The 11,527-nt window shown below is 63.6% G+C and carries 10 protein-coding genes; all 10 read left to right on the top strand.

Annotated elements, in window-relative coordinates; translation table 11 throughout:
* Positions 1-73 precede the first annotated feature (73 nt).
* The 10 genes from AC57B1_RS01885 to AC57B1_RS01840 all read left to right on the top strand — a co-directional run bounded on the left by AC57B1_RS01885 (position 74) and on the right by AC57B1_RS01840 (position 11,490).
* Complete coding sequence (locus AC57B1_RS01885; protein WP_408185974.1) at positions 74-1,261, top strand: MFS transporter; 1,188 nt, start codon at positions 74-76, stop codon at positions 1,259-1,261.
* Positions 1,262-1,396: 135 nt separating this feature from the next.
* Positions 1,397-1,927, top strand: a complete 531-nt coding sequence (locus AC57B1_RS01880) for a single-stranded DNA-binding protein (protein WP_496416406.1) — start codon at positions 1,397-1,399, stop codon at positions 1,925-1,927.
* Between the two features lie 240 nt (positions 1,928-2,167).
* The gene (locus AC57B1_RS01875) at positions 2,168-3,766 is read left to right on the top strand and encodes an FAD-dependent monooxygenase (protein WP_496416405.1); all 1,599 of its coding nucleotides are present in this window, start codon (positions 2,168-2,170) and stop codon (positions 3,764-3,766) included.
* Positions 3,767-3,991: 225 nt separating this feature from the next.
* Positions 3,992-4,492: a MaoC family dehydratase gene (locus tag AC57B1_RS01870; protein ID WP_091796783.1), complete on the top strand. Its 501-nt coding sequence runs from the start codon at positions 3,992-3,994 to the stop codon at positions 4,490-4,492.
* Between the two features lie 167 nt (positions 4,493-4,659).
* Positions 4,660-6,066, top strand: a complete 1,407-nt coding sequence (locus AC57B1_RS01865; RefSeq protein ID WP_496416404.1) for an MFS transporter — start codon at positions 4,660-4,662, stop codon at positions 6,064-6,066.
* A 6-nt stretch (positions 6,067-6,072) separates the two neighbouring features.
* Positions 6,073-7,485 (top strand): MmgE/PrpD family protein, encoded by a 1,413-nt coding sequence (locus AC57B1_RS01860; protein ID WP_496416403.1) that lies wholly within the window; start codon positions 6,073-6,075, stop codon positions 7,483-7,485.
* 10 nt (positions 7,486-7,495) lie between these two features.
* The gene (locus tag AC57B1_RS01855; RefSeq protein WP_408185977.1) at positions 7,496-8,659 is read left to right on the top strand and encodes an acyl-CoA dehydrogenase family protein; all 1,164 of its coding nucleotides are present in this window, start codon (positions 7,496-7,498) and stop codon (positions 8,657-8,659) included.
* Entirely contained in the window at positions 8,656-9,846 is a 1,191-nt protein-coding gene (locus AC57B1_RS01850) for a CaiB/BaiF CoA transferase family protein (protein ID WP_091796779.1), read from the top strand. Before AC57B1_RS01855 ends, AC57B1_RS01850 begins: the two co-directional genes overlap by 4 nt.
* Before the next feature lie 46 nt (positions 9,847-9,892).
* Positions 9,893-10,645 (top strand): GntR family transcriptional regulator, encoded by a 753-nt coding sequence (locus AC57B1_RS01845; protein WP_091796778.1) that lies wholly within the window; start codon positions 9,893-9,895, stop codon positions 10,643-10,645.
* 32 nt (positions 10,646-10,677) lie between these two features.
* On the top strand, positions 10,678-11,490 hold the full coding sequence (locus tag AC57B1_RS01840) for an HpcH/HpaI aldolase/citrate lyase family protein (RefSeq protein ID WP_496416402.1): 813 nt from the start codon (positions 10,678-10,680) through the stop codon (positions 11,488-11,490).
* Positions 11,491-11,527 lie beyond the last annotated feature (37 nt).

Here is an 11,527-nt window from a genome sequence, read left to right as displayed (position 1 = left end):
CGCGCGGTCATGGCCGCCTTACCGCTGTGTCCGCCCGCGGTGTGCCACCCAGCTCATTCACAGAACGTTCCCGATGTCCAATCCGTCCGCCACTTCCTCACGCATGAGCGCGCCTGAACTGCGCGCGACCGTGTCGCTTGCCGCGATCTTCGCGCTGCGCATGCTGGGTCTCTTCATGATCATGCCGGTGTTCTCGATCTACGCGAAGACCATCCCCGGCGGCGACAACGTGCTGCTGGTGGGGATCGCGCTCGGCGCTTACGGCGTGACGCAGTCCATGCTGTACATCTTCTACGGCTGGGTCTCCGACAAGGTCGGCCGCAAACCGGTCATTGCGACCGGCCTGCTGATCTTCGCGCTCGGCAGCTTCGTGGCGGCGGGCGCGCACGACATGACGTGGATCATCGTCGGCCGGGTGATTCAGGGCATGGGCGCGGTGTCCTCCGCGGTGATCGCGTTCATCGCCGACCTGACCGCCGAGGAAAATCGCACCAAGGCCATGGCCATGGTGGGCGGCAGCATCGGCGTGTCGTTCGCGGTGGCGATTGTCGGCGCGCCGATCGTGTTCCAGTGGGTCGGCATGAGCGGCCTGTTTACGCTGGTCGGCATCTTCTCGATTCTGGCGATCGGCGTGGTGGTGTGGATCGTGCCGGATGCGCCGAAACCGGTGCATGTGCGCGCACCATTCGCCGAAGTGCTGCACAACGTCGAGTTGCTGCGTCTGAATTTCGGCGTGCTCGTGCTGCACGCGACGCAAACCGCACTGTTCCTCGTCGTGCCGCGCATTCTCGAAGCCGGCGGCCTGCCGGTCGCCTCCCACTGGAAAGTGTATTTGCCGGTCATGGGCCTGTCGTTCGTGATGATGGTGCCGGCGATCATCGCCGCCGAAAAGCGCGGAAAAATGAAAATCGTGCTGCTGTCGGCGATCGCTCTTATCCTGATCGGACAGTTGTTATTGGGCGTCGCTCCGCATACGATTCTGAGTGTGGCGGCGATCCTTTTTGTGTACTTTCTCGGCTTCAATATTCTTGAAGCTTCGCAGCCTTCGCTGGTGTCGAAACTGGCGCCCGGAACCCGCAAGGGCGCGGCCGCCGGCGTGTACAACACCACGCAGTCCATCGGTCTTGCGCTGGGCGGCGTGGTCGGCGGCTGGTTGCTGAAGGCGGATGGTCAGAGCGCCGTCTTCTTCACTTGTTCGGGGCTCGTCTTTTGCTGGCTTATAATCGCCGCAAAGATGAAACAGCCGCCGCGCAAAGCGTAATACGGCGCATCCAGAACTTACCCAGAACTCACCCGGCGGCGGGCAGAGGCGCAGTTCCGGTCTCGGGCCTGCCGGCCCTGAAACGCGAACCGTGTATTGCCGCGCCGCCCGTAACGGAATCAACAGGAGAAACTCATGGCATCCGTGAACAAGGTCATTCTCGTCGGCAATCTCGGAGCCGATCCGGAAGTCCGTTATCTTCCGAGCGGCGACGCAGTGGCGAACATCCGCCTTGCAACGACGGATCGGTACAAGGACAAGGCGTCCGGCGAAATGAAAGAAGCGACCGAATGGCACCGCGTCTCGTTCTTCGGCCGCCTCGCGGAAATCGTGTCCGAATATCTGAAGAAGGGTTCGTCGGTGTACCTGGAAGGGCGCATCCGTACCCGTAAGTGGCAGGCGCAAGACGGCACCGACCGTTACTCGACGGAAATCGTCGCCGAGCAGATGCAAATGCTGGGTGGCCGCGGCGGCTCGATGGGCGGCGGCGGTGACGAAGGCGGTTATAGCCGCGGTGAGCCGTCGGAGCGAAGCGGCGGCGGTGGTGGTGGCCGTGCGGTATCGGGTGGTGGTGCGCGTGGCGGCAGCGGTGGCGGTGGCGCGAGCCGTCCGAGCGCGCCGGCTGGTGGCGGATTCGACGAGATGGATGACGATATTCCGTTTTAACCGCCCGTAATCAGAAAGAGTAAAGATCAACCCCGCCTTCGTGCGGGGTTTTTTGTTCTTGGCTCTGGCAGGCAGCGCGCACGAACACTGGCACGGCACACTGATTCATAAAAAAACGCGCAAGCGATCGAAATCGGGGCTACATTTTTTAGACGCCACCCGTGATGCATTTTGTCCGTGGAATCGATAGCCCCGCGTGACAGCGCGGATTCCCTTTCATCTTCCGAGGGGTCATTTGACATGTCGGATGATGCCGCAGATGTCCTGATCGTCGGCGCCGGCCCGGTCGGTCTATTGCTCGCTACGGAGTTGCGACGCGACGGCGTCGAGGTGCGCCTCGTCGACCGTATGTCCACCAGGATCTTCTATTGCAAGGCGCTCGGCATTACGCCGCGCACCATCGAGATATTCGAAGACATCGGCATCGCCCGGCGCGCGATTGAGTCCGGAATATGGCTGACCGGCGTTCAAACCTGGCAGGACGGCGCCATGGTCCCTGCACGCAGCATGAACATGCCGACGGCAGGGCTGCCCTACGGCTCGTTGTCGCTCGCGCAGTTCGAAACGGAACGTCTTCTCGAGGCCGCACTTGCCGCGCATGGCGGACGGGTCGAATACGGCGTCGAGTTGACCGCCTTCGAAGAGCGCGAAGGCGCGGTCCATGCGCAACTCACGGATTCCGACGGGCAGACGCACACCCTGCGTTGCCGTTGGCTCGTGGGCTGCGATGGCGCGCACAGCAAGGTTCGCTCGACGCTCGGTTTTGCGTTCGAAGGCGGACAATACCCGCAAACATTCGCGCTCGCCGATCTCGACGTCGAGTGGGATTTGCCCCGGGGGCCGATGTATCGCTTCGAATGGAGTGCTGAGGGCCGCCCGAAAACGGCGCTCGCGGCAGTGCCGGTTCGCGGCTCGGACCGACGCTATCGGCTCTCGGTCGTCGTGCCCGAAGACAAGGCGGCGTTCGCCGATAACCCCTCACCCGATTTCGATACGATGTGCGCGCTGCTGCTGCCGGCATTGCCCGATGACACGCGCCTCTCGTCGATGCGCTGGTCGTCGGTCTACCGTGTCAGCCATCGCATCGTGCCTGCGTATGCGCAGGGCAGCGTCTTCATTGCTGGCGACGCGGCGCATATTCATCCGCCGGTGGGCGGGCAGGGTATGAATACGGGCTTGCAGGACGCGCACAATCTGGCGTGGAAGCTGTCGCTCGCGACGAAAGGCCTCGCACAGCCTGAATTGCTCGAGAGCTATTCGGCGGAACGGCATCCCGTCGGAGTCGACGTCGTTCAGTCGACCAGCGCGGCGCTCAATGCGGTGTTCGCTCGCGAGGCGGTGACACCGGCTATGCGCGAAACCCAGTTGCTCGTCACCTATCGCGGCAGCCACATCGTCGCCGACGAGTGTCCCGGGATGGACGCGGCGTCGCCCGCGCCCGGCGACCGGGTTCCCGAAGTGGGGGGCTTCCAGCAGACCTACGTCGGCCACTCGCAGCGCCTGCATGATCACGTCGGCCGCGGCCGACATGTCTTGCTCGGCTATATCGATTCACCCGGTGCGCAATACGACGCGTTCGTCGAGGGCTGCTCCGCGCTCGCTGCCCTGCCTGACGAGTTCGCGTCCGCGGTGCTGATCGTGGCGCCGGGATGCGATGTGCCCCGCAACGAGCGGATCACCGTGCTGACGGATGCGGCACATGAATTCGCGACGGCGTTTCGCGCCCCGAGCGGCACGGTGTGGGGCGTGCGGCCCGACGCGCATCTCGGCTGGCGTGCGAGCCATTGTTCGAAAGACGCGTTGAAAGGGTGGTTGCGGCGGTCGGTACTGATCGACTGACGTGATTCGGGGCGGCGTGCGATAGTCGGGCGCCGGTCTGGAACTCCCTTAGGGATAAACCTAAGCCCCAAGCCAGGCATGCCTCAGCGCCCCATTTCCCACCCTTCAACCCCATCTGCCTCAATGTCGCCTTGACATTCACTCCTTCCCCGACAATACTCAATCCATAGTTTGTACGGACAAAGTAACAAACGCAGATAAAGTCACTCGAAACAGGAGACAGGCATGGAATCAGACCTCGCAGTCAAACACCGCATACGCGCCAGTTACGGGCGCTACCTCGAAGATTTCCAGGTCGGCGATATCTACGAACACCGCCCCGGGCGCACTATTACGGAAGCCGACAACATCCACTTCTCGCTGCTGACGATGAATTTCCATCCGATGCATTGCGATGCCGCCTACGCCGCCAAGAGCGAATTCGGCCGCCTGCTGGTCAATAGCGGTCTGACGGTTGCCGTGGTGCTGGGACTCTCGGTGAACGACGTCAGCGGCAAGGCGATTGCCAACCTCGGCTGGAAAGAAATCCGTTTGACCGGCCCGGTGTTTTGCGGCGACACGATTTATGCGGAATCCGAAGTGCTCGAGAAGCGCGAATCGAAGTCGCGTCCGGGGCAGGGCATCGTCACCGTGCAAACTCGCGCGTTCAAGCAGGACGGCACACCGATCATGGACTTCGTGCGCAGCGCTCTCGTGCCGGCGCGCGGCCACGGCGTCGGCGATTGATGGACGCATTGCCCCGCGTCAATCGCCGCATGGGCGAACTGAACGCTCGGGCAGTCTGAGAACGACCAGCAGCACATTGCGCGCATCTGCCGGCAAGAGCAGCCCGCGCGCGGATTCCGGCGGCGCCCGAACAGGCGTCACGAAGCGGCAAGCGTCAATGCGGCCGCATGCACACCAAGGAGACAAAGGTGGCTATCGGTATCGTCAACTCGGGCGCGCGACTTGATCGCCTGCCCATCGCGTCCTTTCACTGGAAGGTTCTCGGCCTCATCAGCGCGGGCGCCTTTCTCGACGCCTTCGACATCTATCTCGCCGCCGGTGCGCTCGGCGCGATGGTGAAAGCGGGCTTCTCCGATCTGAAACTGAACGCGCTATTCATTTCGGTGACGTTCTTCGGCATGCTGATCGGCGCAGGCCTGGCCGGTTATCTCGGCGACCGCTTCGGCCGCCGCTCGTCGTATCAGACCAATCTGCTGATCTTCGGCATCGCGTCGATCGCCGCGTGCTTCGTGCCGAACATGATGTGGCTGATCGTGCTCCGGCTGATCATGGGCATCGGCCTCGGCGCCGAACTCGTGGTGGCGGCGGGCACGTTGTGCGAATTCATCCCCCCGGCATCACGCGGACGCTGGACCGCGTTGCTCGCGCTCATTATCAATTCCGGATTGCTGGTGTCGACGGCGGTGGGCTACGTCGTGATCCCGCTGCTGGGTTGGCGCTATATGTTCGGGATTGCCGGCGTCGGCGCGATCATCGTGTGGGTGTTGCGGCACCGTATGCCGGAGTCGCCGCGCTGGCTCGAATCAGTGGGCCGCAGCGACGAAGCCGAGGCGACCGTTTCGGCCATCGAAAACGAGGTGCAGCGACAGAAAGGCCCGTTGCCGCCGGTCGAGCGCACCGAAAGTCTCGAAGTGCCGAAAGCACCGTTCTCCGCTCTGTTCTCGCACGCCATGCTCGGGCGAACGCTGGTCGCCATTCTCACGGCGGTCGCGGTGAATATTTCGGTGTACGGTTTTGTAGCGTGGTTGCCGACCTTCTTCGTGAAGGAAGGTCTCACCATCGTGCAATCGCTCGGCTTCACGACGCTCATGGCGTTCGGCGCACCCGGCGGCGCGTTGATCGGCTTTCTCTGCGCGGATCGTGTGGGCCGTGCGCGTGGTCTGGTGATCTTCGCGATCGCCACGATCGTGGTCGGCTTCATCTATCCGAACATGCATGCGGGTTGGGCGATCAGCAGTGTCGGCTTCGTGCTGGTCACCTGCATCTACACGGTCACCACGCTCGGCTTGTTCGCCTACATCCCCGAACTCTTTCCGACCGAACTGCGTCTGCGTGGAACTGGCACAGCAGGCGTTTGCGGCCGCGCTGCCTCGATGACCACGCCGTATCTCGCGGTGGTGCTCTACAACTCGTTCGGTGTGTCCGGTGTGCTGGCCATGGTGAGTAGCGTGCTCGGGCTGTTGGTGTTCGGCATTCTGCTGCTGCGTGTCGAAACCAATCAGCACGCGCTCGAGCGGATCTCGCCGAGCCTCGACACCGATTCCGATCCGATACCCGCTACCCAGCAAGGTTAATCCTCCATGACTTCACTCGATACCTCTGTCACGCTGTCCGATCAGTACGCGCGTTTCGGTCTGGGTCTGCAATTGCGCGACGTGCCGCGTGCGGTGCAGACGCGCGCCAAGCATCTGATTCTCGACGCCGTTGGCATTGCATTCGCGTCACGTGGTTATCCGTATGCGGATGTCGCGCTCGCCGCCTTCTCCGAACTCGGCAACGGCGCTTCGCCGGTGATCGGCTACGGCCGGCGTCTCGGCCTGCGCGACGCCGCGACGATGAACGGCGTGCTGATTCACGGTCTCGACTTCGACGACACGCATTCGCGCGGCGTCATTCACTCGACCACCAGCGCGTTGCCCTGCGTGCTCGCACTCGCCGATCGCGACGGCGTAAGCGGCGCCGATCTGTTGACCGCGTATATCGTCGCAATGGAAGTGTCGACGCGCGTGGCGTCGGCGGCCAGGGGCGGATTCCACGACGCCGGATTTCATCCGACCGGCCTGGTGGGCGCGTTCGGCTGCGCGGTTGCCGCAGCGCGTCTGCTGCAACTGGACGAGGCTAGCGTGGCGCATGCGCAAGGCATCGTGCTTTCAATGGCGGCCGGCAGCCTCGAATTTCTCGAAGACGGCGCGTGGACCAAGCGCGCTCATCCGGGTTTCGCGGCTGCCTCGGCGATCACCGCCGCGACGCTCGCCAAACACGGCTTTACGGGTCCACGTTTGGCCTACGAAGGACGCTTCGGGCTCTACGCGAGCCACCTCGGCAAACCACTCGACGCCGCCGATCGCGGACTCGCCACCGAAGGCCTGGGCAGTTCATGGCAGATCGACGAAGTGGCGATCAAGCCGCTGCCCGCGTGTCACTTCACGCATGCAGTCGCCGACGCGGCGATCGCGTTGCATCGCGAGCATCGCTTCTCGGCAGACAAGCTCGACTCGATCAAACGCGTGGTCGCGAAAGTGCCGCGCGGCACGGTGGAAATCGTCTGCGAACCGGTCGAGGCGAAGCGCAAGCCGGTCACCGCCTACGACGCGCAATTCAGCGTGCCGTACATCGTCGCCACGGCGTTGCTCAAAGGCCGCTTTACGCTCGACGAACTCGAACCGGCCGCGCTCGCCGATCCAGCGGTTTTGGCGCTCGCCAAAAAAGTCGATTACGAAATCGATCCCGACACGACCTTCCCGCGCCACTACACCGGCGAAGTCGTGGTGGAGCGCAGCGACGGTTCGCGTGTCGCGCATCGCGAGGCGATCAATCGCGGTTGCGCGGACCGCCCCGTCAGCAACGACGACATCGTCGCCAAGTTCCACGCGAACGCGCTGCGCAGCATTTCCCGCAGTGAGGCCGAACAGGTCGCCCACGCCGTCTTGCAACTCGACGAACAGCCGGCCCGCGCGCTCGCCGACACGCTTGCTGGACACACCGCATCTTAAGGACGTCATCATGACCGCAACTGAACTCGACACGATGGAAAACGATCAACTGATTCTCGACATGCTGGACCGCTTTCTCGACACCGAGGTGCGGCCCTACGTTCACAAGTTCGATCACGACGATATCTATCCGGCGGAGATCGTCGAGAAGATGAAAGAGATGGGCCTGTTCGGCTGCATCATCGATCCTGAGTATGGCGGGCTGGGCCTGTCGACGCGGACCTACGCGCAGATCATCGCGCGCATCTCGCGGGTCTGGATGTCGGTGAGCGGCATCATCAATTCGCATCTGATTCTCGCGATGCTGGTGCAACGCAACGGCACGCCCGAGCAGAAGAGCAAGTATCTGCCGAAGTTCGCCACCGGCGAGTGGCGCGGCGGCATCGGCCTGACCGAGCCCGATTGCGGCACGGATCTGCAGGCGATACGCACGACCGCCAAACGCGTCGGCGACGAATACATCGTGAACGGCAACAAGACGTGGATCACCAACAGCAAGCACGGCAATACGCTGGCGCTGCTGGTAAAGACGGATACGACGGCAGAGCCGCGGCATCGCGGGATGAGTTTGTTGCTGGTGCAGAAAGGTCCAGGATTCGAAGTCAGCCGCCAACTCGAAAAGCTCGGCTACAAAGGTATCGATACCTGCGAGCTGTCGTTCAACGACTATCACGTTTCCGTGGATGCGTTGATCGGCGGCGTGGAAGGCAAGGGCTTGCAGCAGATACTCGGCGGCCTGGAACTCGGCCGTATCAATGTCGCGGCGCGCGGCGTCGGCGTCGCGCAAGCCGCGCTCGATGAATCCGTCAGCTACTCGCAGCAGCGCAAAACCTTCGGCAAGCCGATCTGCGAGCATCAGGCGATCCAGTTGAAACTCGGCGAGATGGCGACGCGCGTCGAAGCGGGGCGCCTCCTTGTCGACGCCGCCGCGCAGAAGTACGACCGCGGCGAGCGCTGCGATATGGAGGCGGGCATGGCGAAATACTTCGCCACTGAGGCCGCGCTGGAAAACAGCATCGAGGCCATGCGCATTCACGGCGCGTACGGCTATTCGAAGGAGTACAACGTCGAGCGACTGTATCGCGATGCGCCGCTCCTCACCATCGGCGAAGGCACCAACGAGATGCAACGCATCATCATCGCCAAGCAGTTGATCGAAAGGAGTCCGGTATGAGTTTGCCTCTTTCCGGCGTGCGCGTGCTCGCCATTGAACAATACGGCGCTGGGCCGTTCGCGACCCAGCATCTCGCGGACCTCGGCGCGGAGATCATCAAGATCGAGCATCCGACCAATGGCGGCGATGTCGGCCGCGCGGTGGGCCCGTATTTTTTCGGCGACGGCGATAGTCACTTTTTCGAAGCGTTCAATCGCAACAAATGCAGCCTGACGCTCGACCTGAAAAAGCCCGAAGCGCGCGCGGTGCTGCTGGACCTCGTCGCGAAGAGCGATGCGGTGTTCAATAATCTGCGCGGCGATCTGCCGGCGAAGCTCGGGCTCACCTATGAGCAACTTCGCGAGGCGAATCCGAAGATCGTGTGCGGGCATCTGTCCGCGTACGGTCGCACCGGCAGCCGCGCGGCATGGCCGGGCTACGACTATCTGATGCAGGCCGAGGCCGGCTATCTGTCGGTTACGGGCGAGCCCGATAGTCCGCCGGCGCGCTTCGGCTTGTCGATCATCGATCTGATGACGGGCACGACCGCGGCGATGGCGCTGCTCGCCGGTCTGGTCGATGCGAAGACATCGGGCAAGGGACGCGACATCGACGTGAGTCTCTTCGACGTCGCGCTGCACAACCTCGCGTATGTCGCGACGTGGTATCTGAACGGCGGCGTCGTGACGGGGCGCGAGAATCGCTCGTCGCATCCGTCGCTCACGCCGAGCCAGTTGTACAAGACCCAGGACGGCTGGATTTTCCTGATGTGCAACAAGGAAAAGTTCTGGGGCGTGCTCGCCGAAGTGCTCGACAAACCGTCGTGGGTGACCGATCCGCGCTTTTGCAACTTTCAGGCACGCCTCGCGAATCGCGAGCTGGTGCAGACCGAACTCGACACGGTGTTATCGGGCGCGACCACGGCAACATGGCTCGAACGCTTCGGCGGCCGTGTGCCTGCGGCACCGGTGTTCGACGTCAAGGAGGCGTTGGAGAATCCCTTCGTTGCCGAGCGCGAATGCGTGGTGAACGCCGAGCACCCGCGCTTCGGCACGGTGCGTGGCGTGGCCGCGCCGGTGCGGATCGACGAGCCGCTGCCGACGCGCGCGGCGCCGGACCTCGGGCAGGACACCCAACGGTTGCTCGACGAACTGGGCTATGGTCCGGAAAGGATAGCTTTGCTGAGAGAGGCGGGTGTGGTGCAATAAGGCCGGGCGGGCAACCGTCCGCTCTTCCACTTTTTTGCACATCGAGATGGCCACGACAGTCCTCGGGCAACAGCCGCGCTACATGCAACTGGCACAGACGCTCCTGAACGAGATTCAGGGCGGACAGTTTCCCATCGGCACGTTGCTGCCGACCGAATTCGAGCTCTGCGAGCAGTTCGGCGCGAGCCGCTTCACGGTGCGCCAGGCCATCAAGCAATTGGAGCAGCGCGGTCTGGTGGACCGGCGGCCCGGCATCGGCACCCGCGTGAAAGCCATACAAAGCGAGACCGCGTACCGGCAGGTGATGGAGCGCCTGAGCGATCTGCACCGCTACACGTCGGACACGGAGCTGGAGATCGAGTCGACGCAAACCGTCGAGATCGACGACGCCGAACTGCTCGAGCGGCTCAGCGCGAAGCCAGGTGAGACCTGGTTGCTGGCCGAGGGCATTCGCCGTTCACCGGACAGTGTCGAGCCGATCTGTCACACGCAGGTGTATATCCATCCGGCGTTCCGCTCGTTGACAGGCCTGAGCGGCCGCACGCATGTGCCGATCTACACGCTGATCGAAAAGCAGTTCGGCGAGCAGATCGCCGAAGTTCAGCAGGAAATCCGCGCGGTCGCGCTGCCGGCGGCGCTGGCGCAACGTCTGAACGCGAAGCCGCGTTCGCCCGCGCTGTGGTTGTGCCGCCGTTATCTGAACCGGCGTGCGCAGGTGGTCGAGCTGACCATCAGTGTGCATCCGGCGGACCGCTACAGTTATTCCGAAACATTTCAACGCGACTGGCACGCCAACTAGCAGCATCGCGGCGTGCGGTTCAGGAGAGCAGGATGGACGCACGCAGTTATCTGTTCGTACCGGGCGACCGGCCCGAGCGCTTCAGCAAGGCGCTCGACACGGGCGCCGACGCGGTGGTGATCGATCTCGAAGACGCGGTTGCGCCGGCGGCGAAGCTCGCCGCGCGCGATGGCCTGCAACGCTGGCTGTCGACTGCGGATCCCGCGCGGCTCATCGTCCGCGTGAACGCGGTGGGCACACCGTGGCATGTCGCCGATGTGGAGATGGTGCGGGCCTCCGGCATTGCCACGTTGATGCTGCCTAAGTCGGACAGCGCGCAGCAACTCGCCGACGTCGCCGCGCGGCTGCCGGCGGCGATGCGCATCGTGGCGCTCATCGAAACCGTCGCGGGTGTGGTGGCGATGCGGGAAATCGCCGCCGTGCCGTCGGTCACGCGGCTTGCGTTCGGCACCGTGGATTTTTGCGGCGATGCCGGCATTGAAGGACTCGGCGTCGAACTGAATTACGTACGCTCGCAGATGGTGATCGAATCGCGCTATGCGGGCCTCGCCGCGCCGGTCGATGGCGTGACGCTGGAACTCGACGATCTCGCCCGCCTGACGGAGCACGTGGCCGGCGCGCGGCGCTTCGGCTTCGGCGGCAAGCTGTGCATACACCCGCGCCAGGTGGATCCGGTCAACAGCGGTTTCGCGCCCAGCGAGGACGAGCGGCGTTGGGCGGCGCGTGTTCTCGCGGCGTGTCGCGAACATCCGGAAGGGGCGTTCGCGGTGGACGGCAAACTGGTTGACCGGCCGGTCATCGAGCGGGCGAAAAGGATTGCTGAATTCGACACGCTCACGCGGTGACGGCGCGCCGGTTCGGCCCGGCGGTAAGGCAAGCCAT

Source organism: Paraburkholderia sp. BGA-UO-ETr-F21, assembly GCF_059567925.1.
The sequence above is the reverse complement of the archived record's forward strand: the minus strand, read 5'-3'. Positions and strand labels throughout refer to the sequence as shown.

Excerpts from the sequence above, each read along its gene's own strand:
- AC57B1_RS01875 (WP_496416405.1), top strand. The coding sequence starts at position 2,168 with ATGTCGGATGATGCCGCAGATGTCCTGATCGTCGGCGCCGGCCCGGTC.
- AC57B1_RS01870 (WP_091796783.1), top strand. The coding sequence starts at position 3,992 with ATGGAATCAGACCTCGCAGTCAAACACCGCATACGCGCCAGTTACGGG.
- AC57B1_RS01840 (WP_496416402.1), top strand. The coding sequence starts at position 10,678 with ATGGACGCACGCAGTTATCTGTTCGTACCGGGCGACCGGCCCGAGCGC.
- AC57B1_RS01880 (WP_496416406.1), top strand. The coding sequence starts at position 1,397 with ATGGCATCCGTGAACAAGGTCATTCTCGTCGGCAATCTCGGAGCCGAT.
- AC57B1_RS01850 (WP_091796779.1), top strand. The coding sequence starts at position 8,656 with ATGAGTTTGCCTCTTTCCGGCGTGCGCGTGCTCGCCATTGAACAATAC.
- AC57B1_RS01855 (WP_408185977.1), top strand. The coding sequence starts at position 7,496 with ATGACCGCAACTGAACTCGACACGATGGAAAACGATCAACTGATTCTC.
- AC57B1_RS01885 (WP_408185974.1), top strand. The coding sequence starts at position 74 with ATGTCCAATCCGTCCGCCACTTCCTCACGCATGAGCGCGCCTGAACTG.
- AC57B1_RS01845 (WP_091796778.1), top strand. The coding sequence starts at position 9,893 with ATGGCCACGACAGTCCTCGGGCAACAGCCGCGCTACATGCAACTGGCA.
- AC57B1_RS01860 (WP_496416403.1), top strand. The coding sequence starts at position 6,073 with ATGACTTCACTCGATACCTCTGTCACGCTGTCCGATCAGTACGCGCGT.
- AC57B1_RS01865 (WP_496416404.1), top strand. The coding sequence starts at position 4,660 with ATGCACACCAAGGAGACAAAGGTGGCTATCGGTATCGTCAACTCGGGC.